The organism is Sphingomonas sp. A2-49, from assembly GCF_025548555.1.
Lineage (GTDB): Bacteria > Pseudomonadota > Alphaproteobacteria > Sphingomonadales > Sphingomonadaceae > Sphingomonas.
In genome coordinates, this window is sequence record NZ_JAJLPA010000011.1 from 16,917 (window position 1) to 42,997 (window position 26,081).

Below are 26,081 nucleotides of genomic sequence, written 5' to 3' on the forward strand. Positions count from 1 at the left end.
CTGCACCGCACAACGGTCGAGACGCGCTTCGGTCGCCCGCATCGCAACGATTCACTCTCGCCGCGCTGCTGCGCCGCCGGATCAGGACAGCGGCGGCTGTCCGTTCGAGGCGGACGGGCCACCATCCAGTTCCGGTTCCTCCGTGTCGCGCGGGAGGATCATGGTCGATTGTCCGAGGAGGGGAAGGGGGGGGGAGGCGCGGGGAGCGTTCACGCTCCCGGCTCGTGATAGGGGCAACCGTTGACGCGCGCGCGGAAGTCGGCGGAGTGGCGATAGGGCGCATTGCGCGCGCGGTTGATGTTGCCGAGCGGCCGATGCGCATCGATCCCCGTCCACACGCTGAACCGCGTTTCCTCGTCGATCCGGCGCACCTGATCGGGGGCCCAGCTGTCCTGCGCGGCGACGCGGACGATGCCGACCCGCTGGAACGGCGCTTCCGCTTCGTCCCATTCGACCGTCGGGTCCTCGATCGGCTGGCGCTCGGGGTCGCGGCACAGCTGGACACGAAATTCCCATTCCGCGTCGATCCCGTGCATCTCGCTGCGCACGTCCTCGCGGATCGCATTCTCGCGTCCGTCGACGTCGATGATCCCGCCGGTCAGCGCGGTCATCGCCGGGGCGACGGGCTTCAGGCTGAACTTGGCGACATGATCGCCGTAGCGGAATGGCGTGACGCTGTAATAGGTTTCGCCGAGCGGTTCGACGTTGGGCGCGCCGCCGAGCGAATTGACCGCCGCGCTTTCGATGCCGACCGCTTCCAGCGCGCCGCGGACGCCGCGCAGCACCGACGACATCACCGTCTTCGTCCCCTCCATCCGGTCGGTCGTTCTCGCCAGCAGCTTGAGGTTGCCGAGGAACTTGTCCGCCGTCTTCGCCTGGAACACGGTGCCGTTGACCATCACGAAGTCCTGCGCATCGCCTTCCGACCCGGGCAGGCGGGCGCCGTCGACATCGAACACCTTGATCGCCAGCCCGCGCGGCAGGCTGATCGCGTCGGGCAGCACGTCGCCGGCATTGGTCGACAGCCGCATCAGCACCGCATGCCGTCCCGGTGTCGCGAACAGCCCCTGCGCCAGTTCGGGCGGCAGGCCGGCGTCGACGGTCAGCTCTCCGACAAGAACGCCGTGCGCCTTGGCGTGAACCGACCGCACGGCATGGCCATAATCCTCCGCGGTCCGCTCGAGGATCACGTCGAAGGCGGAGCACAGATCGCGGATCGTCTCCTGCTCGTCGGGCTGCACGTCTTCGAGGTCGGCGCGATAGCGCAGCGGGGCCTGGGTCATCGGAACTCTCCTGTCATCGGGAAACGGCGGGGCGGCGACGGGCCGCCCGGCCGGGTCGGTCGGTCAACGGCGCGGCGTGGCCGCGAACGCCGCCTTCAGCCGCGCGACCGCGAGGTCGTTGGCGTCCTTCGCCCCGCGCACGACCGCGGCCATGCCGAAGAATTCGTGCGTGACGCCCGGAAACGTCTTCTGCTCGACCGGGACACCCGCCGCGCGCATCGCCGTCGCCAGCGTCTCGCCGTCGGAGCGCAGCGGATCGATCTGCGCATTGATGATCGTCGTCGGCGGCAGGCCGCGCAGGTTCGCGGCGACCAGGTTGAGGCGCGGATCCTGCGCGTCCGCGGCACGCGCCTGATAATAATAGCCGAACCACTTGAGCATCGCGCCGTTCAGGGGCTTCGCGTTCGCCGAATCCCGCCGCGAGGGCAGTGTGCTGCTGCTGCTGGCGATCGGATATACCGACACGATGTGGCGCGGCAGCGTCAGGCGGTTGTCGCGGGCGTAGATCGCGGTCGCGACGGCGAGGTTGCCGCCGGCGCTTTCGCCCGCCACCGCGATCCTCGCGGCGTCGCCGCCCCAGCCAGCCGCATTCTTCAGCGTCCAGCGATAGGCCGCGGCGGCGTCGTCATGCTGCGCGGGGAACTTGAATTCGGGCGCATGGCGATATTCGACCGACACCACGATCGCACCGAGCGCCTTCGCCATCGCCCGCGGTGCGGCGTCATAGGTGGCGACATCCGCGATCACCCAGCCGCCGCCATGGTAATAGACGACGACCGGCATCGCGGCGCCGCCGGCCGGCGCGGCGGCGGGTTTGTAGATGCGGGCGAACTGCTGCGGATCGCTGCCATAGGGGACGTCCTGCGTCGTCACCGACGCGTCGGGGGTCGTCGGCATGCCCTTGCCGGCCATCACCGCCCTGGCGCCGTCGGCGGCGGACGGCTGCGTGCGCGCTTCGGCGGGCGTCAGCGTCTCGATCGGCTTGCCGCCCAGTCCGGCGAGGGCGTCCAGCACCGCCTGCATGTCGGGCGCGGCCGCGGGCGGTCGCACCGCGGGGGCGGCAGCCGGCGGCGGCGGCGGCGCGGCGGCCGAGCGCGACGACTGGGCCGACGCGCCGGTCGCGGCGGCGAACAGCGCCGCGGTCATGATCGCGCGTGACGACGCACGCGTTGCAATGCTGGACATGGTTTTCTCCTGTTTCTGGCGCATGAACAATCGGGCATGATCCAACGTTGCGGTACGGAACCGTGCAAACCCCCGTCGGGGGCAAAAACCCGAGAGCCCATGTCGTCGATCCTGCATTTCCCCGGCACCGCACCCCAGGTCCCGCCGTCCGCCGCCGCGCCCCGACCCGGCAACCGCCTGCTCGCGCGACTCTCGCCGGACGATTTCGCGCTGCTCGCCCCGCACCTCGTCCCGGTGTCGTTCGCGGTGGGCGACGTCATCACGCGGGCGGGCGATCCGATCGACAGCCTCTGCTTCTTCGAACAGGGGATCGCCGGCGTGCTCGATACGCTCGACGGGGATCGCAGCTATGCCGTGGGACTGCTCGGTGCCGAGGGGTTCGTCGGCTGGCCGCTGCTGCTGGGCGACGCGCGCTCGCCCTATGACGTGACGATGCGCGCCGAGCATGGCCGGGCGCTGCGCATCCCGGCGGAGGCGGTGCTGGCCGCCGCCGACGCCAGCGCGACGCTGCGCCTCGCGCTCCTGCGCTTCGTGCAGATCTTCATGCTCCAGATGGGGCGGACGATCGTGTCGTCGCTGGCGCATTCGATCGAGCGGCGGATGGCGCGCTGGATCCTGCTCTACCACGATCGCGTGCAGGCGGACGAGATCTGCATGACGCACGAGGAATTCCGGCTGATGCTGGGGGTACGCCGCAGCAGTGTGACCGACGCGCTGCACCGGCTGGAGGAAGAGCGGGCGATCCGCGCCTTGCGCGCCCGCGTCGTCGTCAACGATCGCGCCAAGCTGATCGCGCTGGCGGGCGACACCTATGGCCGGCCCGAAGAGGATTACGTCCGGCTGCTCGGCTGAGTGCCGGGCGCACGGATCGTCCGTCGCGACGTCGTGCGGGGCGGACCGACCTGCGGGCGGATGGCGCATGGTCGTGTCGGACCGGACCTGCGGAGGCTCGGCATGATCGGGACAGGAGGGCCTGACCGGCGCGGGAACGGCGCGCGCGACGGGGTCGCCGACCGTCGCCCCGCTTGTGTCCGGGGCGGAAACGATGGATATGTTCGCCCCCGACGGCGTTGGGGCCGGCTCCATCCGCGTGACAGAAGACGATCCATGCCAGACGATAGCACGACGGAGGCTGCGGCCCGTATCGCCGACCTCATCCGCGAAGCGCTGGCCTTGGCGGACCGGGCGGGCGTGACGCTGGTCGCCATCCATCTCGATCAGGCGTTGCAGGCGCTGGATCGCCCGCCGACCGATCAGTAATCGACGTTCCAGTCGAGCAATCGCTCGACCTGGCGCATCCCGTGCGCGGTCAGCTGCGGTGCATGGTCGGTCCATTCGGAACAGTCGATCAGCCGACGCTGCCGGAACACCGCGATCCATCGTTCGGCGACGCCGTCGCGGATGTCCGCGCGTGCGGCGGCCTCGCGCACCGTGATCGTGCGCCCCTCCGCCTCGGCGAGATAGATCTGCAGCAGGATCAGCCACGCGTAATCGGAAAACAGGTCGTCGCCCAGTTCCTGCCGGCGCCGCTGGATCAGGGCATTGATGCACTTGGCGGACCGCCACAGGCTCTCCGGCCCCCGCCTCGCGATGTCCGGCCCGACCAGTTCGATCGTCCCGATCAGCCTGTTGCCGTCTGTGGCCTTGAGGCGCGAAACCTGAACGTGCGACCAGACCGACGAGCCGTCGGGCCGGACATAGCGTTTGCGGATCGTCATCGGCCCGTCCGCGATGGCGAGGCTGGCCAGCGCGGATATGTTGCGCGCACGGTCGTCGACATGAGTCAGCGTCTCGAACGACATGCCGATCAGCTCCCGTTCTTCGCGGTGCATGATCTCGCACACCTGCGGATCGACGGCGAGCAGCCGTCCCGCCGCGTCGGCCATGGTATGTCCGACGATCGGGGACGGGGTTCGCGATTGCATAACCGTGGCTACCACATTCGTTCGCAATGGCGAAACCTCGAGGCGCGATCCGCGACGATACTTGGAAAGCCACGCCCGCATGGCCGCGACCCCCGGATCGAAGCCGATCGCCGGCCGGGACGCCGCGCGGGAGAAGGTCACCTGCATCGTGCCGGGCCACTGAAAGCGTTGACGACTTGCGCCGGCCGGGGTCGATGCCGGTGTCAGCCGCTCGCTCGGGCCAGCGCCGCGGCATAGGACCAGCTACAATATTGTCCCCGGGCGGTGAAGTATCCGAAACGGATCGGACTGTATTGCGGGGTGCGATGATCCATGCCCGCCCCGGTCCGGCGCGTCGTTGCGCGAGCGCGCCGGACCGTACCGGAGCGGTGCGTGCGAGCGCCGCCGGGTCGTCGCTGCGACGGGCGTCCGGTCCGCCGCCCGACATCTGCCGCACCCTGCGGGCGGCATGGCGCGGGCGCGGGGCGCCCGGCCTCGTTCGGCAAACGCATTAACCTGCGTTATCGATTGGGAAACAACGGGTTCTGGGATCGTTCCTCGTATCTAACGAAACGGGGTGGCCTTGTTCATATTGCATGTGGCTTTGGGGGGCTGTCTGAAGGCACCTCCGATCGATTTCGGCATCACGGCCGATTCCGGGGGACATCTCGCCTATGTAATGGACGCCGCGCTTGCCCAGGCGAAGCTGCCGGCGGGGCATCGCGTGACGATCGTGACGCGTCGCTTCGCCGAGGCGGACCTGCACCCCAGCCACGATGTCGCCCATGAGGTCGTCGCCGAGCGCGTGACGATCGATCGGGTGGCGAGCCACAGCCCGCGCTATCTGGAAAAGGAAGCGCTGACGGCGGAACTGCCGTCGTTCGTCGACGCGTTCCTGACCTATCTGGGCGACCTGCCCGGATTGCCCGACGTCATCCATGCCCATTTCGCGGACGCGGTGACGGTGGCGGTGGCCGCGCGCCGGCGGTTCGGTATCCCGTTCGTCTACACGCCGCATGCGCTGGCGATCGACAAGCGCGCGCAGGGGCTGGACGACGGCGACCTCGACGCCCGCATCGCGGACGAGCGACAGGCGATCGTCGCCGCCAATGCCATGATCGTGTCCTCGCGCGACGAGGCGGACCGCCAGGTGCAGGCCTATGGCGTGAAGGTCGACGGTCGCATCCATTGCATCGCGCCCGGCGTGCCACAGCGCGCGGACATCGCAGGCGAGGGCGGCCGCACGCTCGTCGATGATGTCGAGCAGGCGTTCGATCGCCCCGTGCTGCCGATCATCCTCGCGATCGCGCGGCCGGTGGCGAAGAAGAATCTCGCGGGCCTTGTGCGTGCCTATGCCTCCGACCCGGCGCTCCGCGACATGGCGAACCTGGTCGTGCTGGCGGGGCAGGACGACGGGCGGTCGTCGGTGGAGGAGCGCTCGGTCCGTGACGAATTGCAGCGCTTGTGCGCGGATCCGGCGCTGCGTGGCCGGGTCGCGCTGCCGCGACGTCACGATGCGGCGGACGTGACCGCGCTGTACCGTCGTGCGGCGCGAGGGGGCGTGTTCGTCAATCCGGCGCTGCACGAACCGTTCGGGCTGACGCTGATCGAGGCCGCGGAGGCGGGCGTGCCGGTGGTGGCGACGCGGCACGGCGGCCCGGCGGAGATCGTCGCGACGGTCGGCCACGGCGTGCTGGTCGATCCGCGCGATCCGGCGGCGATCGCCGCGGCCTGTCGCCGCGTGATCGGCGATGCGGCGGCGCACGCGCGCTATCGTGCGGCGGCGCTGGCGAACCACGACCGCTACGACTGGACCCGCTATGCGGAGCAGGCGGTCGCGGTCTACGCCGGGCTGCATCGCCGGCCGATGCTGCTCGCCTGCGACATCGATCACACGCTGACCGGATGCCGCGTCGGTGCGGAGGCGTTCGCACATTGGCGCCGCTCCGGCGCGATGCACGTCGTCGTCGCGACCGGCCGGTCGTTCGCCGATGCGCGGGCGGTGCTGGCGCAATGGCGCCTGCCCGAGCCCGATGCGTTCATCACCGATGTCGGCACTCGGATCATGCTGGCGGGCGAGGATGGCGGCTGGCAGGCCTGCGACGCCTATGCCGCCGGGCTCGACGCGGACTGGGACCTGGCGGCGGTGCGCGCCGCGCTGGCGCCGCTCGCGCTCACGCCGCAGCCGGTGGCGACGGACGGCCCCCACAAGCTGAGCTTCTTCGGTACCGCCGCGGCGGCCGCGGCGATCCGGACCGCGCTGACCACCGCCGGCCTGTCGGCGCACGTCATCTTTTCGCACGGACGGCTGATCGACGTGCTGGCGCCCGGCGGCGGCAAGGCCGCGGCGATCGCCGCCTATGCGGGGCGGCTGGGCCTGACGCTGGCCGATTGCGTCGCGGCGGGCGACAGCGGCAACGACGCGGACATGCTCGAACGCTGCGGGGGTGCGATCGTGGTCGGCAATGCCGGCGAGGAACTGGCATCGCTGACGCCGCGGCCCGGGCTGTACCGGGCGGAGCGCCATCATGCCGCGGGCGTGATGGAGGGACTGGGCCGGCTGGGCCTCGCCGGCATGGCGAGGGGCAGCGCGTGACCCGGCCGATCGGCTATTTCGTCCATCACCAGGGGCGCGGCCACGCGGAGCGGTGTGCCGCGATCGCGCACGCGCTGCCCGCGACGCGTCCGCTAACGATCTTCTGCGCGCGCGATGACATCTTTCCCCCGCTGCCGGAACAGGTCGAGGTCGTCCGCATTCCGTCGCTGTTCGAGCCGACCGGTGCGGAGGCCGCGACTGCGGACTGGGTGCCGACGCCCGAGACGCTGCATTGCGCACCGCTCGGCTGGCCGGGGATCCGCGAGGCGATGGCGACGATGACGCACTGGTTCGCGACGGCGGACCCGGCGCTGATGATCTGCGACGTATCGGCAGAGGTCGCGCAGCTCGCGCGCATCTGCAGCGTGCCGCACGTCAAGGTGCTGCAGCACGGCGACCGTGGCGACGCGGGCCATCGCGCGGCCTATGCCGGCGCGGCGGGGCTGCTCGCGCCCTTCCACATGGATCTGGCGCAACCGGAATGGGACGCCGCGATGCTTGCCCGCACCTGTTTCGCCGGCGGCCTCGGCGTCGACACGCGGGTGCCGGAACGCGAGCTGGCGCGGCAGCGGATCGGGGTCGGCGCGGGCGAGGAGGTCGTGCTGGTCATGGCCGGCGGCGGCGGCAGCGGCTTCGGGCAGGCGCCGATGGGCGTCGGCGCGCGCAGCCGGCCGGCGGCGCGCTGGATCACGATCGGCCCGGTCGAGCGCGACTGGCACGCGACGGAGCCCGCCAATATCGAGCATCGCGGCTGGGTGGACAATCCCGCCGATTATGTCGCCGCGGCGGACCTTGTCGTATCGTCGACCGGCAACACCACCTGCCAGCAGGTGCTGGCGGCGGCGCGGCCGTGGCTGGCGATTCCCGAGTGGCGCTATTTCGACGAGCAGCACCGCAAGGCGGCGGCACTGGTGGCGGCGGGTGTCGCATGCGTGCGGCCGCACCTGCCCTCGTCCGCCGACGCCTGGTCGCAGGCGATCGACGCGGCCCTTGCGACCCATGCGCCGGTCCGCCAGCGCGCGATGATCGCCGAGGCGCCCGCCGGCGATGCGGCCCGCTGGCTGGAAGGGCTCGTCGGGCGCCTGTGGCCGCAAGCCGCCGCGCCTGCCGACGCCGATGCCATTCTGCCCATTCCCTCGATCTGACCGGAGCCCGTCCATGTTCGTATCCGTCGTGACGCTGGCCGGCGGCCGGCCCGATCACCTTTGCAACCTCGTCGTCGGGCTGACCCGCCAGACGCAGCCGCCGTGCGAGCTGATCGTCGCGGTGATGCAGGACGCGCCCTACGACCTGCCCGATGCGCCGTTCCCGATCCGCCAGCTGATGATCGCGGGCGGCGACCTGCCACTGGCGGTCGCGCGCAATGCCGCGGGCCGTGCCGCGACGGGCGACGCGCTGGTCTTCCTCGACATGGATTGCATTCCGACGCCGACGCTGGTCGCCGACTACGCGCGGCGTCTGGGCGAGCTCGACGGGCTGCTGATGGGCGAGGTGCTGTACCTGCCCGGCGGCGCAACCGCGGGCGACTGGCGCAGCGAGGATTTCGCCGCCGTCGCCGTGCGCCATTCCGACCGGCGCGGACCGCCCGCCGAGGGGATCGAGCTCTGCAACGACTATCGCTGTTTCTGGTCGCTCAACTTCGCGATGCGGCGCGCGACCTTCCTGCGCGTCGGCGGCTTTCACGAAGGCTATCGCGGCTATGGCGGCGAGGACACCGATTTCGGCAAGGTGCTCGACACCGCGGGCGTGCCGATCGCCTGGATCCGGGGCGGGCTGGCGCACCACCAATATCACCCGCACCACATGCCGCCGGTCCACCACCTGGACAGCGTGGTGCGCAATGCCGAGCTGTTCGAGGCACGCTGGGGCTATCGCACGATGGGGCACTGGCTCTACGCCTTCCGCCTGATGGGGCTGATCGACGATGCGGAGGGCGCGCCGATCCGCATCCTGCGCCGCCCCGATGCCGACGACCTGGCGCTCACCGGGCAGCAGAGCCACCAGCCCTATGCCAACACCGCCACCGTCATCCGCACGCTGGAGGCACGGGTGCCGGCATCGGGCCGCGTCGCCGCGTGAGGATCGCGCTGCTCGCGCACGTCCGCCAGCGGATCGCGCAGCCGTTCATGGGCGGGATGGAATCGCACAGCTGGTACCTCGCCGACGGGCTGGTCGCGCGCGGGCACGACGTCGTGCTGTTCGCGGCGGGGGACAGCGATCCGCGGTTCGATATCGACCCGGTGCTGCCCGAACATTACGAGCGCACCTTTCCCTGGGCGGAGCATCGCGGGTCGCCGCCGCTGATCGCGCACGTCGATGCCGGCTATCGCGCCGCGTGCGAGCGGATCGCGACAGGCGGCTTCGACGTCGTCCACAACAACAGCCTGCACCGCTTTCCGATCGCGCCCGCACAGACCGCGCGCGTGCCGACGGTCACGTCCCTGCATGTGCCGCCCTATGACGCGCTGCACTGGTTCGTGAAGGCCAGTCCCGCGCCCGCCCACCGGCTGACCGTGACGTCCCGGAGCCAGCTGCGCGCGTGGTTCCCCGACGGCGCGCCGGCAGAGGCATCGGTGCTGCACAACGGCATCGACCCCGCCGCCTGGCCGTTCGCGACAGGGGGCGACGGCGCCGTCTGGTGCGGCCGGATCACGCCGAACAAGGGCACGCATCTGGCGATCCGCGCGGCGCTGCTCGCGGGCGTGCCGCTGACTTTGTTCGGTTCGATCGAGGATCGCGACTATTGGGCCGCGGCGGTCGAACCGCTGCTCGGACCGACGATCCGCTACGGCGGCCATCTGGAGGGGGAGGCACTCGCCGTCGCGATGGGACGTGCGGCGGTGTTCGTGTTCACGCCCTGCTGGGACGAACCGTTCGGGCTGGTCGCGATCGAGGCGATGGCCTGCGGCCTGCCGGTCGCGGCGTTCGATCGCGGCGCGGCGCGCGAGGTCGTCGGCGAGGCCGGCCGGTTCGCGGAGGCGGACGACGTCGCGGGGCTCGCCCGCGCCATCCGCGACGTGGCGGCGATCCCCCGCACCGTGGTGCGCGCGCGGGTCGAGGCGTCCTTCGGCCGCGACCGCTGGCTCGACGGGTGCGAGCGGCTGTACGACGAGGTCCGCCACGCGCGGATGACCGCGGCGGCATGAGCGCGCCCGATGTCGTGGCGCAGCAGCAGGCGGCGCTGTTCGACCTCTATCGGCGCCACGTCGGCCCCGGCGACCGCTATGCGCTGGTGGACTTTCCCGATCACGCGAACGTCGGCGACAGCGCGATCTGGCTGGGCGAGGTCGCGATCCTGCGCGCCGTGACCGGCCGCGATCCCGACTATGTCGCGACCTGGGACGGGTTCGATTCCGCGGCGTTCCGGGCGGCGAGCCCGAAGGGCGTGGTGTTCCTCCACGGCGGCGGCAATCTCGGCGACATCTGGCGGCATCACCAGACGTTCCGCGAGACGGTGCTGGCGACCGTCCGCGACCGGCGCGTCGTGCAATTGCCGCAATCCATCCACTTTCGCGCCCCCGGCGGTATCGCGGCGTTCGGAACGCTGGTCGCGGCCCACCCCGATTTCCACCTGGCCGTCCGCGACCGCGCGAGCCTTGCGCTTGCGCAGCGGCACTGGGACTGCCCGGTCACGCTCGCCCCCGACAGCGCGTTCGCGATCGGCCGGCAGCATCGGGGCGTGGCGGATGTCGGCACGCTGCTTTTGCTGCGCAGCGACGACGAGCGGGTGGCGCACGATCCGGCGATCGTCGGCGAACGCCCCGATGCCCTCGTCTGCGACTGGCTGGACGACGGCCCGCTGCCGGGGCGGACGGCGGGGGAGCCGGCGGCCGCTTATTGCCACCGTCTGGCCCGCGCGCGCGTCGATCGGGGACTGGCCTTGCTGTCGCGCGGCCGGCGGATCGTCACCGACCGGCTGCACGCGCATATCCTCGCGACGTTGCTCGACATTCCCCATGTCGCGCTCGACAATGACTACGGCAAGCTGTCCGCCTACATCGCGTGCTGGACGGCGGCGTCGCCGTTGTTGGCGGCGCGCGCGGACGGGGCATGATCGCCGTCACGCTTCTGCTCTGTACGCGCGACCGGGGGGAGTCGCTCGATCGCACGCTCGCCTCGATCACGCGGGCGGCGGCGCGCGGTCCGGCGGTGGAGGCGGTCGTCGTCGACAACGGATCGTCGGACGACACGCCCGAACGGCTGTCCGCATGGCGCGACGCGCAGGCCTTTGCGGTGACGCTCGTCCGCGAACCGCGCGCCGGGCTCGCGCGGGCGCGCAACGCGGGGCTGGCGCGGGCGCGGGGCCGCATCGTCGCGATGACCGACGACGACTGCGTGCTCGATGCCGGCTTTTTCGAACAAGTGGCGGCGCGCTTCGCCTTGGCTTCGGCACCGGTGGTGATCGGCGGCCGCATCCTGCTCGGCGATCCCGCCGACCTGCCCGTGACGATCAAGCTGGAGGATCATGCGATGGTCGCAGATCCCGGGGGGTATCCGGGCGGATTCGTCATGGGCGCAAACCTGGCCTTTACCCGCGACGTCGTCGACCGGATCGGTGGATTCGACGAACGCTTCGGCGCGGGCGCCCGGTTCAGGGCAGCGGAAGATACCGATTTCCTGTTCCGCGCGACCGGATGCGGCATCCCGGTGCGCTACGATCCGTATATCGTCGTGACGCATCATCACGGACGGCGGACGGCCAACGCGTTGCGGCGCCTGCTCGCCGGCTACGCCTTTGGCGACGGGGCGGTCTATGCCAAGCACATCCTGCGCGATGCGCGGATCGTGCGGGCGGTGCGGACCGATATCGGCAACTTGGTCGCGGAGCGCCGGACGCGCGCGGTCGTCTTCGAACAGATCCGCTTCTTCCACGCCTTCCGCTGCCGCGGGATCGCGCGCGGCTTCGCGGCCTATGTTCTGTCAATGGGTTCCGGCTTGGTCCGCGGGGGCAAGGTGCGGCCAAATCGCCACACCTTCCGGCAAAATTCGGGTCGCCTGCCGGTGCAGGAAAATACGACCATTGTGGATCGAGGGTGACAGAACTATTGTCCCATTATGGGCCTTTGAAGAAGAGCCCCGTGTTTTAGGGGAGATTATCGATGACCGATCGTCGCGCACTTCGCGCCTTTCTGCTGGTCGGCTGCGCCATGGTCGCGATGCCGGCCTATGCACAGACCGCCGATCCTACGGCGGCTCCCGCCGCGCCGGTAACGCCTGACACCAACCCACAGGATCCCGCGCAGGCGACCGACGACGGCGGCGCCGACATCATCGTCACCGGGCAGACGACGCGCAACCGCCCCCTCATCACCGCATCGGCGGACATCACGCTGGCATCGCGCGACGACATCGATCGCAAGGCGCCGCGGTCGACCGCCGACATGCTCGAACTGGTCCCCGGCATCTTCGTCGAGGCGACCGCGGGCGCGGTCTCGAACAATTATTCGGTGCGCGGCCTGCAGGGCGGCGGCCAGCGCTTCGTCCAGTTGCAGGAGGACGGCATGCCGATCCTGTACGGCGGCGGCGGTGCCGACTTTTTCTTCGACCAGGACCTGACCATCGATCGGCTGGAGGCGGTGAAGGGCGGCTCGTCGGGCGTGCTGACCGTCAACGGCGCGGGCGCGACGATCAACTTCGTCTCCAAGCTGCCCAATTTCGAGCGGCCCGAGGCGATGGCGCGCGCGACCTACTATAATTACGGCATGAAGCGCGGCGACGTCTACCTCTCCGCGCCGATCACCGACAAGCTGGCGTTCAACGTCGGCGGCTACTACCAGTCGAGCCCCGGCGTCCGCGACAATCCGTTCGACTATCGCGGCTGGCGCGTGAAGGGCATGCTGGAATATCGTCCCGAGGCGGGCGGCTATATCCGCATTTCTGCCAAGGGCGGCGATATCGAGAACGCCTATTACGCCGACCAGCCCTATCGCTTCACCAACGGCAAGCCCGGCGGCATTCCGAGCCTCGACACCCAGTTCGGCAACGTCGGCGGCGATGCGTTCCGCAGCATCCAGGTGCCGGTATCGACCTTCGCGCATCCCAGCGGCTTCCGCGAATTCCGCTATCAGGACGGGATCAAGGCCAAGACCGCGCAATTCCGCGTCGACATGGAAACCCCGGTCAGCGACAGCTTCAACCTGTTCCTGCACAGCCGCTATCTGAAATATTCCTATGACTTCAACGGTCTGTTCCCCGGCTCCGGGACCGGCAACGCCGGCCTGACGAGTGCGGTCAACTATCTGACGCCGAACCCCGCCGTGTCGCCGATCATCGACCTGCTGCGCGCGGGGTTCGCCGCCTATCCGGCGACGACGCGCTTCGGCATTCGCAACCTGCGCACCGGCGCGGTGCTCGGCTCGAACCAGACCGCGGAGCTCAACGCGCTGAACGGCAACGGCTTCCTGCAACGTACGACGCTCAACCACGATTATGTCGACGGCAAGGACTTCGGCATCAACGCTGGTGGCACATGGGAATATGAGAGCGGCGGCTTCAAGAATTCGCTGACCGCGGGCGTGATGTATTACAACGTCATCCGCGCGCAGGATCAGTCGGCGACCGCCAGCGTCGTCAACGACGTGCGCACCAACAGCGACATCTATGACATCGTCGCGCTCAACGCGGCGAACGGCGTCATCGGCACGCTGTCGGACAACGGCCTCGTGTCCTACGGCGACTGGGGTGCGGGCATCCGGACGCGCAAGGATTCGACCGTGTCGCTTTACGCCAACGACGAATTGTCGATCGGCGACCTGCATATCGACGGCGGCCTGCGCTGGGAGAGCGACGACGCCAAGTTCCTCGATGGACAGGCCGCCGCGGTCAACCAGGCGGTGCAGCCCGGCGTAACGGGCGTGATCCGGACGGTGGGGTCGACCTTCAACGGAACCTATGTCACGACGCAGCGGACGCAGAGCAAGCTCGCCTATACGGTGGGTGCGAACTATCAGTTCACGCCGAACCTCGCGATCTACGCCCGCTATGCCGACGGCTTCCAGACCAACAATACCGATCCGATCACGACGATCGAACTGTACGAAGCCGGCGTGCGCTATCAGTACCGGCGGTTCATCAGCGGCTCGGTGACGGTGTTCCAGACGAACTTCCGCAACCAGAACTACAATTTCGCCAATCCGACCAATCCGTCGCAGCAACAGAACATCAACGCCGACCTGCGCACCCGCGGTGTCGAGGTGGACGTCAACGTCCGTCCGATCCCCTGGTTCTCGGTCGACTTCCAGGGCGTGTTCCAGGAGCCCAAGCTGCTCAACCTCCAGATCGACGGCGCGGCGCAGTCGGGTTACGAGGGCAACCGGCCGGAGCGGACCCCCGCCAAGCTGTTCACGATCACGCCCGCGATCAAGCTGCCGGGCGGGCTGGGCGAGGTGTACGGCCGCTACAAGTTCATCGGCCGGATCTTCGCGGACGCGGGCAACGGCGTCGCGCTGCCCAGCTATGGCGTCACCAGTGCCGGCGTGACGATCGACATCAACGATCGCATCCAGGCGAACTTCAACGCGGACAACATCTTCAACGTCGTCGGCCTGACCGAGGGCAATCCGCGGCAGGGGCAGACGCAGGCGGTGACCGATGGCTATTTCTACGCCCGCGGCATCGTCGGCACGACCTATGGCGGATCGGTGACGCTGAAGTTCTGAGCCGTGGCGACGCGTGGATGACGGCCGGGGGGCGGCGGGTGTGCGAGCGCCCGGCCGCCCCTTCGTCGATAAGGAGTGATGCGATGAAGACGGTGCTGCGCCTTTCGGCGACGATGGGACTGGCGCTGGCGGTCGGCGCCGCGGCGCCCGCGTCCGGCCCCCCGGAACTCGCCTACCGGCTGACCGAGGGACAGAATCTCAACGCCTTCGTCCGCGACGGCGCGGTGGCGGCGCACCTGCTGCTGCGCAACGGCAACGATCCGCGCATCCTGGTCGGTTTTCCCGCGGGCAACAGCGGCGTCGGGCTGTGGTTCGAACGCACGGCGCGCTCGCCGGACTGGCGGCTCGACGTCGCGCCGCGACCGCTGACGCAGGACGGCCTGCACGGCATCGTCGCGGAGGCGAGCGCGGCCGTGCCGCGGCTGGTCCCGCGTCAGGCGGTGCTGTCGAACATCCGCTTCCTGCGCGACTATCAGGCGGTCGGCACCTTTCCCGCCGAACTGGCGACGAAGGCGGTCGTCGCGGGCGATACGATCACCTGGCGCCGCCGGCGGCTGGACGGTGCGCCCGGTTATGCGCTGGCAGTGCAGGTGCTCGACGGGCGGATCGAGAACGGTGCGATCGTCGCGGGTAAGGCTGGTCGCATCCGCGTGCGGATCACGGCGCTGACCGGGGACACGCCGCTGACGCCGATCCCCATGGCGCAATTGCTCAACGGCCATGCCGCCGCCGATCCCGCCGCGCGCAACGCGCTCGCCTTTCTCAGCTACCGCGAGAAGTTTCTCGCCGGGTCTTGGCGGTTCGACACCTATTTCGGACGCGACACGCTGATGTCGGTGCGGTTGCTGATGCCCGCGTTGCAGCCGGTCGCGATCGAATCGGGGCTCAACGCCGTGATCGCGCGGCTTTCACCCGGCGGCGAGGTGGCGCACGAGGAGGGGATCGGCGAATTCGCGATCCTCGCCAATCGCAAGTCCGGGCGCGGCGGCGATGCCGCCGAACTCGATTATGGCATGGTCGACGACGATTACATGCTCGGTCCGGTCGTGGCGGACTATCTGCTCGGCAGCGGCCGGTCGCGGGCGGCGGCGTATCTGGCGCAGCCGCTGACCAGCGAGGCGGATCCCGGCCATCGCGAGGCGGTCGGTGCCTCGCTCGTCCGCAACCTGCGCTTCGTGCTGGAACAGGCGCGCGGGTTCGCCGCCGCGCCGTCGACCCGGACGCTGGTGGCGATCAAGCCCGGGCGCAAGACGGGCGAGTGGCGCGACAGCGAGGAAGGGCTGGGCCGCGGCATCTATGCCTATGACGTCAATGGCGCGCTTGTCCCCGCCGCAGTCGAATCGGCGGACCGGCTGCTGCGCGCCGGGCTGCTCGACGCCTATCTGTCGGCGGACGACCGCGCTTTGTTCGGCAAGGCCGGCGGCATCGCCCGGGTCTGGCGGGAGCGGGCGCCCGCGCTGTTCCGCGTCGCGGTGCCGGCGGCGACGGCGGCGACGGAGGTGCGGCGCTACGCGGCGACGCTGGGCGTGCCCGCCGCCCCGGCGCTCGCCGCGCTGGGCACGCAGCCGATGGTCTTCCACGCGCTGTCGCTCGATGCCGACGGGTCGCCGGTGCGCATCGTCAATTCGGACGAAGGCTTCATGTTGTTGTTCGGCCAGCCCTCGCCGACCGACCTCGACACCTATGTCGGTGCGATCATGCGGCCGTTTCCGGCGGGGCTGATGACCGACATCGGGCTGCTCGTCGCCAATCCGGCGTTCGCGTCGACGGATGCGCAGGCGCGCTTCACGCCGTCGGCCTATCACGGCGCGGTGGTGTGGTCGTGGCAGCAGGCGCTGCTCGCGGCGGGGCTGCGGCGCCAGCTCGGGCGCGGCGACCTGCCCGCGGCGACGCGCGCGCGCCTCGTCGCGGCGCAGGCGGCGCTGTGGAAGGCGATCGCGGCAAGCCGCGCGGTGCGCAGTTCCGAGCTGTGGTCCTGGACCTACGGCGGCGGTCGCTACCGGATCCAGGCGTTCGGCGCGGGCAAGACCGACGTCGACGAATCGAACGCGGCGCAATTGTGGAGCACCGTCTACCTCGCCGTCCGCCCGCCCGGCGAGGAATAGGGCGAACGCCTCGCCCCGGCGCCGGGTCAGGTCGCGAAGAACCCCGTGACGGTCAGCCGGCCGGCGACCGGATCGGGCGACGGGGCGGCATCGGCGGCGATCACGCCCGAATGGAGCATGTGGCCGCGATAGAGCAGCGCCCGGTTGTAGACGCCGTCGAGCGCGGCGATCCGTTCGAACAGCGGCGTGTCGCCGTCGATATAGCCCTCGGGCGCCCCCTGCCGTGCAAGATCCCGCTTGAGCGCGTCGAAATAGGGCGCGCTGCGTGGCCCGTCGACGGTTTCGTAGCCGGTCGAGCGATGGCGGTAGAAGGCGGTGCCGCCGGTGCCGGCCGGGACCAGATAATGGATCAGCGCAAGTTGCCCCGGCTCGAGCGCGTCGACGTGCGGCAACCGCTGTTCGAGCGACAGCGCGTCGGGCGTCAGCGTCACGATCGAAAATCGCGCCTCCAGCACGGAGATGGGTCCGGTGATCCCGAACGCGTCGCGCGCGACCGCCGCGATCAACCGCCCCTGCGCGCGCAGATAATCGGGGGGAAGCGGCGCCTTGATGCCGGGATAATGCTGCCCTGCCGGCCCGAAGGGCCGGGTGGCCGCAAAGGCACGCAGCGCGTCGGGATCGAGGGCGAAATGGTCGATGACGACGACCGGTTCGCGCTCCTGCCCGATCCGCCGGGCGCGCACGTCGGGTCGGGTCATCGCGCCCCGACCGTCGCGGCGATCGCGTCGTCGTGCAGCGGCAGCGTCGGCGTCGCGCGCGCGACGATCGCCGCGATCCGGTCGAGCTGCTGCCGGCTGCGCGCGGCGTCCAGCGTATCGGCGAGCGGCGCGGGATGCCGTGCGGTCACGCCCTGACCCTCCAGCACGGCCAGCCAGCTCGCCTCGCGGAACAGTTCGTCCGATTGCAGCATCAGGCGACCGCTGCTGCGGTACAGGCGAAGGCGATCGATCAGCGACGCGGGCAGGGGCATCGCCGCGACGTGGCGCCACAGCGGCGCGTCGTGCCCCTGCGTCGCGTGGTAATGCAGGATCAGGAAATCGCGGATGCCGTCCATGTCCTGCGCGAACAGCGTGTTGAAGCGGGCGCTGAGGCCGGGGTCGCAGTCGGCGTCGGGGAACAGCGCGATGAGCTTGGCGATGCCGCTCTGGATCAGGTGGATGCTGGTCGATTCGAGCGGTTCGAGGAAGCCGGAGGCGAGGCCGATGCCGACGACGTTGCCGCGCCACGCCTCGCGCCGGAACCCCGCCGTGAAGCGCAGCAGCCGGGGTTCGGCGAGGGGTGCGCCGTCGAGGTTCGCGAGCAGCGTCGCCGTCGCCTCGTCGTCCGACACGAAGCGGCTGGCATAGACATAGCCGTTGCCGGTGCGGTGCTGGAGCGGGATGCGCCATTGCCACCCCGCCGGGCGCAGCGTCGAACGGGTGAACGGCGCCGTCGGGCCGCCGCGCGCGCACGGCACCGCCACCGCGCGGTCGCAGGGCAGCCAGTGCGACCAGTCCTCGAACGGCGATGCCATCGCCTCGCCGATCAGCAAGGCCCGGAACCCCGAACAGTCGACGAACAGGTCGCCCTCCAGACGCTCCCCGCGTTCGGTCGTCAGCGCGGTGACGAAACCGGTCGCGGGATCGCGCTCCACCCCCGCCAGTTTGCCCTCGTGACGCCGGACCCCGCGCGCCTCCGCCTTCGCGCGCAGGTGGCGCGCGTACAGCCCGGCGTCGAACTGATAGGCATAGCCGAGCGTCGACAGGATCGAGCCGGGATCGTCGGCCGGCCGCGCGAAGCGGCCGGCGGCGGCGAGCTGCGTCGCGAGCGAATAGGCGGACAGCGGCGGTGTATCGCCTTCGGCCCGCGCGCGCAGCCAGTGCTGGTGGAACGGCACCGGACCCAGATCGACGCCATAGCGGCCGAAGGGATGGAAATAGCGCGATCCCGGCCTCGCCCAGTCGACGAACTCGATGCCGAGCTTGAAGCTGGCCTGCGTGGTCGCGACGAACGCCGCCTCGTCGAGGCCGATCAGCCGGTTGAACCAGTGGATGGTGGGGATCGTCGCCTCGCCGACGCCGACGGTGCCGATCGCATCGGATTCGAGCAGGACAATCGCGATCCGGTCGCCGAACGTCGCGGCGATCGCGGCGGCGGCCATCCATCCGGCGGTGCCGCCCCCCAGGATCACAAGACGTCTGACGCGCTTCACGATGCGGCACTGTGATCGATCGGGCATCGAGCGCAAGCCTTTCCTGTGTCGCGACGCACGGGCATCGGCTAGGCAGGGACCCCTCGTGGTCCGGGCGGAGTGTGCGATGATCCATCGCCGATCGGTGCTGTCGTATCTGCTGGCGGCCCCCGCCTGGTCTGGCCTCGCCTGGGCTGACCTCGCGCAAGGCGCCCGCGATCGTATCGACGATCTGCTCGCGCGGATGACGATCGCCGAGAAGGCGGGGCAATTGTCCTGCTTCTCCGATACCGTCAGGCCGCTCGGCCGGACGACCAACCCCGGCGAGGCGGCGCGCGACGCCGATGCGATGCTCGCCGCGATCCGCGCGGGACAGGTGGGGATGCTGTTCAACGGGTACGGCGTGGCCGGCGCGCGCCGGGCGCAGCGCGCGGCGTTGAAGAGCCGGCTGGGCATCCCGCTGGTGTTCGCCGCGGACGTCATCCACGGCTACGAAACCATCTTTCCCATCCCGCTCGGCGAGGCGGCGGCGTTCGATCCGGCGCTGTCGGAACGGATCGCCCGCGCGGTCGCGCGCGAGGCGACCGCCGGCGGCCTGCACTGGACGTTCGCGCCGATGGTCGACGTCGCCCGCGATGCGCGATGGGGGCGCGTCGCGGAGGGCGCGGGCGAGGACGTCCACCTCGGCAGCCGGATCGCCGCCGCGCGCGTCCGCGGCTTCCAGGGCGACGACCTGTCCGCGGAAGACGCGCTGTGCGCGACGCCCAAGCATTTCGCGGGCTATGGCGCGGTCGTCGGCGGCATGGAATATGGCGCGGTCGACATGTCGCCGGGCACGATGCAGCGCGTCCACCTGCCCCCCTTCGCCGCGGCGTTCGCCGCGGGCGCGGGGGCGGTCATGGCGAGCTTCACCGACGTCGACGGCGTGCCCGCCACCGCCAACCGGCCCCTGCTGACCGGGATATTGCGCGGCCAGCTCGGCTTCCGGGGCCCGTGCGTCTCGGACTATGCCGCCGATCGCGAACTGATCGCGCATGGCGCTGCGGCGGACGAAGCCGACGCGGCGGCCCGCGCGATCCTCGCCGGCACCGACGTCAGCATGCAGAGCGGGCTGTACAATGCGCACCTGCCCGTGCTGGTCGCGGCGGGGCGGGTGCCGATCGCGCGCGTCGACGAGGCGGTACGCCGGGTGCTGGCGCTCAAGGCGCGGCTGGGACTGTTCGAACGGCCGTTCCGGTCGCTCGACCCGGTCGTCGAGCGCACGCGGATCGGCACGGCGGCGACCCGCGCGCTGGCCAACGAGGCGGCGACACGCGCGGTCGTGCTGTTGCGGAACGAGGGCGGGCTGTTGCCGCTGTCCCGGACGATCGGGCGCATCGCGCTGATCGGCCCGTGCGGCGCGGACCGGACGCAGCTGGACGGGCCGTGGAGTTTCGCGGGCTATCGGCGCGAGGGCGTCGACCTCGCCACCGCGCTGCGCGGCCGGCTGCCCGACACGAGGCTGACGGTCGAGCCGGGCAGCGCGATCGAGGCGCCGATCGCGGGCGGGATCGATCGCGCCGTCGCCGCCGCACGCGCGGCCGACGTCGTGCTGCTCGCGATCGGCGAGGGCGCGGACATGTCGGGCGAGGCGAACAGCCGCGCCTCGATCGCCGTGCCGCCCGCGCAGCAGGCGCTGGCGGAGGCGGTCGCCGCGACGGGCACGCCCGTCGTCGTGCTGCTGCGCCACGGCCGTGCGCTGGTGCTGGAGGGCGCGGTGCGGGCGGCGCCGGCGATCCTGGCGACCTGGTTCCTGGGATGCGAGACGGGGCCGGCGCTGGCGGCGCTGCTGTTCGGCGAGGCCGAGCCGACCGGGCGGCTGCCAGTCAGCTTTCCGATGGTCGAAGGGCAGCAGCCCTGGTCGTACGACCGCCTGCCGACCGGGCGCCCGCCGCCGCCCGAGCCCGCGCCGCAGGGCGGCACCGGGCGATGGCGCGATGCCCCCGACGCCGCGCTCTACGCTTTCGGTCACGGGCTGGGCTATACGCGTTTTGCGATCGGGGAGGCCGCCGTGCCGTCGCCGCTGACGCCCGGCGCGACGGTCACCGCGACCGTCCGCAACGTCGGCCGGCGACGCGGCACCCACGTCGTCCAGCTCTACGTGCGACAGCGGGTGGCGAGCCGCGCGCGGCCGGTGCGGCAGCTGAAGGGGTTCGCGCGCGTGACGCTCGATGCGGGTGCGAGCGCGACCGTATCGCTGCCGCTCGGCCCCGACGATCTGGCGATCGTCGACGAACGGGGCGGCCGGCAGGTCGAGCCCGGTGTGGTCGATATCTGGGTGGCATCGAGTTCGGCGGACGCAGGGTCGCATGCGACGACCATGCTGATCCAGGGAGGGGAGCGCCGCGCTGTTTTTTCCGCAGGGGATCCGGATACCCTCTGATTAACCTTTCGATTCTATAGCCCGGTCCATGCTGTCGTTCGCCAGGACCCCCGGAAACGTGCTCGCCGACGCCGTGCGTGGCTGTCGCCGGCACCTGTTGTTCGCCGCGCTGTTTTCGGGACTGGTCAACGTCCTGTACCTCGTCCCGTCGATCTTCATGCTTCAGGTCTACGACCGCGTCGTGCCGACCCGCGGCGGTGCGACGCTGTTCCTCCTGACGCTGATCCTCGCGGTGTCGCTGATCGTGTTCGCGGTGCTCGACATGATGCGGATGCGGCTGTTGCTGCGCGCCAGCCTGAGGCTGGAACGGCGGGCGGCGCCGGGCATCCTGCTGCGTATCCTCGGCACGGACGAGGCGACCGGAGCGCAGCGCAGCCAGGCGATGCGCGACTTCGACACGATCCGTGCGACGCTGACCGGGCCGACGATCCTCGCGCTGTTCGACGCGCCCTGGGCGCCGATCTACATCCTCATTTCCTTCCTCCTCCACCCCTGGATCGGCGTGCTGGCGCTGGCGAGCGCCCTGCTGCTCGGCGGTATCGCGATCCTGAGCGACCGCGTCACCGCGCGCGCGGCGCGGGACACGCAGGTGCGCGCGATGCTCGCGACGCGCGAACAGGACGTGTCGATCCACGGGTCGGAGGTCGTCCGTGTGCTGGGCATGCGCAACGCCTTCGTGACCCGCCACCTGCTCGAACGCGCCGAGCTGGTGCGGCGGCAATCGTCGCTCGCGGCGACGGCGGGGCATTTCCTGGCGCTGACCAAGTTCCTCCGGCTGCTGCTGCAGTCGCTGGCGCTGGCGCTGGGCGCGTGGCTGGCGATCCGGCAGGACATTTCGGGCGGCGCGATCTTCGCCGCGTCGCTGCTGCTCGGGCGCGCGCTCCAGCCGGTCGAACAGATCCTGGGTGCGATGAAGCCGCTCGCCAGCGCGCGCAACGCGTGGCGCGATCTCGACGCCTTCTGTCGCCGGCCGGGTCCAGCGGCGCATGTCACGGCGCTGCCGCCGCCGATCGGGCGGATCGACGTCCGCGGCGTCGGCGTGCTGGCGGAGAACGGCGAGCGGGCGCTGCTGTCGGATATCAGCTTCACGGTCGAGCCGGGCCAGATCGTCGCGCTCGTCGGGCCGAGCGGGGCGGGCAAGTCCACGCTGCTGCGCGTCCTCGCCGGCGCGCTGACCCCCGATTCGGGCGAGGTCCGGATCGATGGCGCGAGCCTCGCCGACTGGAATCGCGAACACCTCGGCCGGCACCTGGGCTATATGCCGCAGATGCCGTCGCTGTTTCCGACGACGGTGCACACCAACATCTCGCGCTTCCAGGCGGTGCTCGACGGGGACAGCGAAGCGCTCGACGCCGCGGTGGTGCAGGCGGCGCAGGTCGCCGGCGCGCACGACGTCATCCTCGGCCTGCCGCAGGGTTATGCGACGATGCTGACGATGGCGGAGGGGTCGGGCCTGTCGGCGGGGCAGAACCAGGCGATCGCGCTCGCGCGCGCGATGTTCGGGCAACCGACGATCCTGCTGCTCGACGAACCCAATGCGCATCTCGACAGCGAGGGCGAGGCGCGGCTGGTCGCGACCATGGAGGCGATGCGCCGCCGCGGCGCGACGATCATCGTATCGACGCACCGGACCGGGCTGCTCCAGGCGGTGGACAGGATCATGGTATTGCGCGGCGGAACGATCCAGCTGTTCGACGATCGCGCGAAGGTGCTGCGGCCCGCCGGGCCGCCGCCGGGTCCTGCGGTCGCGGCGGCGGGAGGTGCGCGATGATCCATGCCGATCGTCCTGGCGCGGAGGCCGTGCCCGCGGTGCCGTCCGGCCAGTCCGTGCGCGACGGCATCGCGCGGCGGCTGACGCTGGACGATTCGCCGCGCCCCGCGATCGTCGCCGGCGGCATCGTCGCCATCCTGTTCTTCGTCGTCGCGCTCGGCTGGGCGGCGTTCGCACGGCTCGATGCGGCGGCGGCGGGCGAGGGGCAGGTCGTCGTCGCCGGCAATCGCCAGACCGTCCAGCATCGCGAGGGCGGGATCGTGTCCGCGCTGTCGGTGCACGACGGCGATCATGTCCGCGCCGGGACCGTCCTGTTCCGCCTCGAGGGGGCGGACGTCGTCGCGAGCGAACGCGCGCTGGCGGCGAGCGTCATCGACCTCAAGGCGCAGCGCGCCCGTCTGGAGGCGGACGTGCGCGGCGGGGCGATCGTCTGGCCGGCGGAGTTCGCGAACGCGACGGGCGACGACCGGCGGCTGGTCGAGCGCGCCGAGGCGCTTCAGGTGGCACAGCGGGCGGCACGGGCCTCTGCGCTCGCCGCGAACGGCGCGGTGCTGCGGCAACAGGCGGCGACGGTGTCGCAGCAGACCGGCGGTTTCAATGCGCAGGCGCAGGCGACGGCGCAGCAGCGTGCCTCGCTGCGGCAGCAGCTCGACAGCACCCGCGCGCTGGCGGACCAGGGATATGTGTCGCGCAACACCGTGCGGGCGATCGAGCGGTCGATCCAGCAGCTCGACGGGACCGACGCCGACTATGTCTCGCGCTCCGCCGCGGCGCGCGAACAGATCGGTCAGACCCATGCCGAAATGGTGCAGAACCGTCGCAAATACGTCGAGGACAGCGCATCGCTGCTGCGCGACACGCAGTTCCAGCTCAACGAGATGCTGCCCAAATGGCTGGCGGCCCGCGACCAGCTCGCCCGCACCGTCATCCGGGCGCCGGTGACCGGCCGCGTCGTCGGCCTGCGCGTCTTCTCGGTGGGCGGGGTGATCCAGCCGGGTCAGCCGATCCTCGATATCGTCCCCGACGCCGCGCCGCTCGTCGTGCGCGCCAATTTCGCGCCGGGCGACATCGACGGCGTGTTCGCGGGGCGCGAAGCGGAGGTGAGGTTCCTGTCGCTGCACGAACGCGACCTGCCGATCCTGACCGGCACGGTACGCACCGTATCGGCGGACGCGCTGCGCGACGAACAATCGGGGCACAGCTATTTCAGCGCCGAGATCGCGGTGCCGCGCGACCAGATCGCGCGGATCGAGGCGGCGCGCGGCGGCGATACCGGCATCCGCGCCGGCGTTCCGGTGTCGGTGCTGGTCAAGCTGCGCTCGCGCACCGCGCTCGGATATCTGCTCGATCCCTTGACCGAGGCTTTTGCGAGGTCGCTCCATGAACGTTGATCCGCGTCGTCTGCTGTTGCTCGCCGCACTGATGTGGTGCGCGCCCGCCGCCGGGCAGGATGCCGGCACGTCCTACGTCGAGGGGCGCCTCGCTCCGGAGACGCTGGGCCAGGCGATCGCCGACGCCTATCGCAGCAACCCGGCGCTGGAGGGGCAGCGCGCGCAGCTGCGGGCACTCGACGAACAGATCGTGCAGGCCGGCTCCCCCTATCGGCTGAACGCGGGCATCAACATGGCCCTGCAATATCGCTCGCAGGAACAGCGCAATCTGCTCGACCGCTTCGACACGCAGCGCGCGCGCAACATGGGCGCGACGCTGACCGTGTCGCAGATCCTGCTGAACGGCGGACGCACCGCGGCGCAGGTCTCCGCGGCGGAGGCGAGCGTGCTCGCCGGACGCGAACGGCTGCGCGAGGTCGAGAATGCGATCCTGTTCGAGGTGGTCGATGCCTATGTCTCGGTGCGCCGCGACCAGGCACTCGTCGCGATCCAGCAGCGATCGCTCGAATCCTATGGCCGCCAGCTCGAACAGGCGATCGCGCGCGAGCGCGGCGGCGACCTGACCCGGATCGAGATCGCGCAGGCGCGCGCGCAGCGCGAAATCGTCCGCGCGCAGCTGTCGCAGGCGGTCGCGAACCTGCAATCGAGCCGCGGCCGGTTCGCGGCGGTGGTCGGGCACAATCCGGGGCCGCTGATGATCCCGCCGACGCTCCCCGGACTGCCGACGACGCTCGACGGCGCCTATGCCATCGTCGAGCAGGAAAGCCCCAGCCTGTGGCAGGCGATCATGGCGACCAGGGCGGGTGATGCCCGCATCGCGGCGCAACGCGCGGAACGCGCGCCGGTCGTCGCGCTGACCGGCAGCTACGGTTATTCCAGCCCCTATTCCTATCAGCTGCGCGACGCCGGGCCCGCGGCGACGGGGGCGGTCACGCTGACCATGCCGCTGCTGACCGGCGGCGTGATCGGATCGCGCGTCCGTGCGGCGATCGCCGAACGGCAGCAGCTCGGCTTCGAGGTCGAGAGCGCACGCCGCGCGGCGCTCGTCACCGCCCAGAGTGCGTGGAATCAGGCCGTCGCCTCCGGCGAGCAGATGGACGCCGGGCGGATCGCCACCGGCGCCGCGCAGGACGCGCTGACCGGCGTCCAGCGCGGGTTTTCGGAAGGGCTGCGGTCGAATTTCGAGGTGCTCGATTCGGAACAGCGGCTGCTGACCGCGCAGCTGGTCGAAACCAACGCGACCTATGCCGCCTATGCGGCGGAGGCGCGGCTGCTCGCGACGCTGGGGCGGTTGCAGGCGGCGGCGATCGACCGGGCCGTCCCCGCCTACGATCCCGCGCGCAACACGCGACAGGTGCGTGCCCAGACCTTCGGCCCTTTCGACCCGCTGCTCGCGCCGATCGACCGCGCGCAGGTGCCGTCCGCGGCCGCGCCGGCGGCCCCCGTCCTGCCGGTCGCGGGCGATGCGCGGATCCGGCCAGCCGCGCTCGCCGCAGTGCCCGGACCGACCGGACGCGCCGTGCCGATCGGCCCGCGCCTGCCCGATCCGGGCGTCGGCGACCTCAGCGACGAACGGGTCACCGGCGGCGGCTGACC

At 70.9% G+C, this 26,081-nt stretch carries 19 protein-coding genes; 14 read left to right on the forward strand and 5 right to left on the reverse strand.

Going from position 1 to position 26,081, the window contains the following annotated elements:
* Positions 1 to 209 precede the first annotated feature (209 nt).
* Complete coding sequence (locus LPN01_RS10645) at positions 210 to 1,283, reverse strand: catalase family protein (RefSeq protein WP_262828384.1); 1,074 nt, start codon at positions 1,281 to 1,283, stop codon at positions 210 to 212.
* Positions 1,284 to 1,346: 63 nt separating this feature from the next.
* A complete protein-coding gene (locus LPN01_RS10650; RefSeq protein ID WP_262828385.1) occupies positions 1,347 to 2,468 on the reverse strand; it encodes an alpha/beta hydrolase in 1,122 nt (373 codons plus the stop codon).
* A 99-nt stretch (positions 2,469 to 2,567) separates the two neighbouring features.
* Here LPN01_RS10650 and LPN01_RS10655 point away from each other — a divergent pair, with 99 nt between their 5' ends.
* Positions 2,568 to 3,320, forward strand: a complete 753-nt coding sequence (locus LPN01_RS10655) for a Crp/Fnr family transcriptional regulator (protein ID WP_262828386.1) — start codon at positions 2,568 to 2,570, stop codon at positions 3,318 to 3,320.
* Between the two features lie 255 nt (positions 3,321 to 3,575).
* Positions 3,576 to 3,728 carry a hypothetical protein gene (locus tag LPN01_RS10660; RefSeq protein ID WP_262828387.1) on the forward strand — a complete coding sequence of 51 codons (153 nt, stop codon included), beginning with the start codon at positions 3,576 to 3,578 and terminating at the stop codon, positions 3,726 to 3,728.
* Here LPN01_RS10660 and LPN01_RS10665 read toward each other — a convergent pair.
* Positions 3,722 to 4,354: a PAS domain-containing protein gene (locus LPN01_RS10665; protein ID WP_262828388.1), complete on the reverse strand. Its 633-nt coding sequence runs from the start codon at positions 4,352 to 4,354 to the stop codon at positions 3,722 to 3,724. The two genes, LPN01_RS10660 and LPN01_RS10665, sit on opposite strands and share 7 nt — an antisense overlap.
* A 601-nt stretch (positions 4,355 to 4,955) precedes the next feature.
* On the opposite strand from LPN01_RS10665, the gene LPN01_RS10670 reads away from it, so the two are divergent.
* The 8 genes from LPN01_RS10670 to LPN01_RS10705 all read left to right on the forward strand — a co-directional run bounded on the left by LPN01_RS10670 (position 4,956) and on the right by LPN01_RS10705 (position 16,731).
* Positions 4,956 to 6,968 (forward strand): HAD family hydrolase, encoded by a 2,013-nt coding sequence (locus tag LPN01_RS10670; protein WP_262828389.1) that lies wholly within the window; start codon positions 4,956 to 4,958, stop codon positions 6,966 to 6,968.
* The gene (locus LPN01_RS10675) at positions 6,965 to 8,113 is read left to right on the forward strand and encodes a glycosyltransferase (RefSeq protein ID WP_262828391.1); all 1,149 of its coding nucleotides are present in this window, start codon (positions 6,965 to 6,967) and stop codon (positions 8,111 to 8,113) included. The genes LPN01_RS10670 and LPN01_RS10675 overlap by 4 nt, the downstream gene beginning before the upstream one ends.
* 13 nt (positions 8,114 to 8,126) lie before the next feature.
* Positions 8,127 to 9,047, forward strand: a complete 921-nt coding sequence (locus LPN01_RS10680) for a galactosyltransferase-related protein (RefSeq protein WP_262828392.1) — start codon at positions 8,127 to 8,129, stop codon at positions 9,045 to 9,047.
* Positions 9,044 to 10,114 carry a glycosyltransferase gene (locus tag LPN01_RS10685; protein ID WP_262828393.1) on the forward strand — a complete coding sequence of 357 codons (1,071 nt, stop codon included), beginning with the start codon at positions 9,044 to 9,046 and terminating at the stop codon, positions 10,112 to 10,114. The genes LPN01_RS10680 and LPN01_RS10685 overlap by 4 nt, the downstream gene beginning before the upstream one ends.
* Complete coding sequence (locus tag LPN01_RS10690) at positions 10,111 to 11,022, forward strand: polysaccharide pyruvyl transferase family protein (protein ID WP_262828394.1); 912 nt, start codon at positions 10,111 to 10,113, stop codon at positions 11,020 to 11,022. Before LPN01_RS10685 ends, LPN01_RS10690 begins: the two co-directional genes overlap by 4 nt.
* On the forward strand, positions 11,019 to 12,005 hold the full coding sequence (locus LPN01_RS10695; protein ID WP_262828395.1) for a glycosyltransferase family 2 protein: 987 nt from the start codon (positions 11,019 to 11,021) through the stop codon (positions 12,003 to 12,005). The genes LPN01_RS10690 and LPN01_RS10695 overlap by 4 nt, the downstream gene beginning before the upstream one ends.
* 62 nt (positions 12,006 to 12,067) lie before the next feature.
* A complete protein-coding gene (locus LPN01_RS10700; RefSeq protein WP_262828396.1) occupies positions 12,068 to 14,626 on the forward strand; it encodes a TonB-dependent receptor domain-containing protein in 2,559 nt (852 codons plus the stop codon).
* Positions 14,627 to 14,709: 83 nt separating this feature from the next.
* Positions 14,710 to 16,731, forward strand: coding sequence for a hypothetical protein (locus tag LPN01_RS10705; RefSeq protein WP_262828397.1), 2,022 nt, complete (start codon positions 14,710 to 14,712; stop codon positions 16,729 to 16,731).
* A 26-nt stretch (positions 16,732 to 16,757) separates the two neighbouring features.
* Here the strand turns inward: LPN01_RS10705 and LPN01_RS10710 are convergent, their stop codons facing one another.
* Both LPN01_RS10710 and LPN01_RS10715 read right to left on the reverse strand, forming a co-directional pair.
* Complete coding sequence (locus LPN01_RS10710; protein ID WP_262828398.1) at positions 16,758 to 17,429, reverse strand: DUF6445 family protein; 672 nt, start codon at positions 17,427 to 17,429, stop codon at positions 16,758 to 16,760.
* Positions 17,426 to 18,949, reverse strand: coding sequence for a tryptophan halogenase family protein (locus LPN01_RS10715; RefSeq protein WP_262828399.1), 1,524 nt, complete (start codon positions 18,947 to 18,949; stop codon positions 17,426 to 17,428). The genes LPN01_RS10710 and LPN01_RS10715 overlap by 4 nt, the downstream gene beginning before the upstream one ends.
* Positions 18,950 to 19,028: 79 nt before the next feature.
* Here LPN01_RS10715 and LPN01_RS10720 point away from each other — a divergent pair, with 79 nt between their 5' ends.
* From LPN01_RS10720 to LPN01_RS10735, 4 genes are read left to right on the forward strand one after another with little or no spacing between them, the layout of a single operon-like run.
* Positions 19,029 to 21,323 carry a glycoside hydrolase family 3 N-terminal domain-containing protein gene (locus LPN01_RS10720; protein ID WP_262828400.1) on the forward strand — a complete coding sequence of 765 codons (2,295 nt, stop codon included), beginning with the start codon at positions 19,029 to 19,031 and terminating at the stop codon, positions 21,321 to 21,323.
* Between the two features lie 58 nt (positions 21,324 to 21,381).
* A complete protein-coding gene (locus LPN01_RS10725; protein ID WP_262828401.1) occupies positions 21,382 to 23,094 on the forward strand; it encodes a type I secretion system permease/ATPase in 1,713 nt (570 codons plus the stop codon).
* Positions 23,091 to 24,485 carry an HlyD family type I secretion periplasmic adaptor subunit gene (locus LPN01_RS10730; RefSeq protein WP_262828402.1) on the forward strand — a complete coding sequence of 465 codons (1,395 nt, stop codon included), beginning with the start codon at positions 23,091 to 23,093 and terminating at the stop codon, positions 24,483 to 24,485. The genes LPN01_RS10725 and LPN01_RS10730 overlap by 4 nt, the downstream gene beginning before the upstream one ends.
* Positions 24,475 to 26,079, forward strand: a complete 1,605-nt coding sequence (locus LPN01_RS10735; RefSeq protein ID WP_262828403.1) for a TolC family protein — start codon at positions 24,475 to 24,477, stop codon at positions 26,077 to 26,079. Before LPN01_RS10730 ends, LPN01_RS10735 begins: the two co-directional genes overlap by 11 nt.
* Positions 26,080 to 26,081 lie beyond the last annotated feature (2 nt).

What these genes read in the sequence shown, in the direction of transcription:
- LPN01_RS10660 (WP_262828387.1), top strand. Translation starts at nt 3,576, where the DNA reads ATGCCAGACGATAGCACGACGGAGGCTGCGGCCCGTATCGCCGACCTC.
- LPN01_RS10680 (WP_262828392.1), top strand. Translation starts at nt 8,127, where the DNA reads ATGTTCGTATCCGTCGTGACGCTGGCCGGCGGCCGGCCCGATCACCTT.
- LPN01_RS10650 (WP_262828385.1), bottom strand. Translation starts at nt 2,468, where the DNA reads ATGTCCAGCATTGCAACGCGTGCGTCGTCACGCGCGATCATGACCGCG.
- LPN01_RS10720 (WP_262828400.1), top strand. Translation starts at nt 19,029, where the DNA reads ATGATCCATCGCCGATCGGTGCTGTCGTATCTGCTGGCGGCCCCCGCC.
- LPN01_RS10695 (WP_262828395.1), top strand. Translation starts at nt 11,019, where the DNA reads ATGATCGCCGTCACGCTTCTGCTCTGTACGCGCGACCGGGGGGAGTCG.
- LPN01_RS10705 (WP_262828397.1), top strand. Translation starts at nt 14,710, where the DNA reads ATGAAGACGGTGCTGCGCCTTTCGGCGACGATGGGACTGGCGCTGGCG.
- LPN01_RS10735 (WP_262828403.1), top strand. Translation starts at nt 24,475, where the DNA reads ATGAACGTTGATCCGCGTCGTCTGCTGTTGCTCGCCGCACTGATGTGG.
- LPN01_RS10655 (WP_262828386.1), top strand. Translation starts at nt 2,568, where the DNA reads ATGTCGTCGATCCTGCATTTCCCCGGCACCGCACCCCAGGTCCCGCCG.
- LPN01_RS10665 (WP_262828388.1), bottom strand. Translation starts at nt 4,354, where the DNA reads ATGGCCGACGCGGCGGGACGGCTGCTCGCCGTCGATCCGCAGGTGTGC.
- LPN01_RS10690 (WP_262828394.1), top strand. Translation starts at nt 10,111, where the DNA reads ATGAGCGCGCCCGATGTCGTGGCGCAGCAGCAGGCGGCGCTGTTCGAC.
- LPN01_RS10700 (WP_262828396.1), top strand. Translation starts at nt 12,068, where the DNA reads ATGACCGATCGTCGCGCACTTCGCGCCTTTCTGCTGGTCGGCTGCGCC.
- LPN01_RS10710 (WP_262828398.1), bottom strand. Translation starts at nt 17,429, where the DNA reads ATGACCCGACCCGACGTGCGCGCCCGGCGGATCGGGCAGGAGCGCGAA.
- LPN01_RS10645 (WP_262828384.1), bottom strand. Translation starts at nt 1,283, where the DNA reads ATGACCCAGGCCCCGCTGCGCTATCGCGCCGACCTCGAAGACGTGCAG.
- LPN01_RS10730 (WP_262828402.1), top strand. Translation starts at nt 23,091, where the DNA reads ATGATCCATGCCGATCGTCCTGGCGCGGAGGCCGTGCCCGCGGTGCCG.
- LPN01_RS10715 (WP_262828399.1), bottom strand. Translation starts at nt 18,949, where the DNA reads ATGCCCGATCGATCACAGTGCCGCATCGTGAAGCGCGTCAGACGTCTT.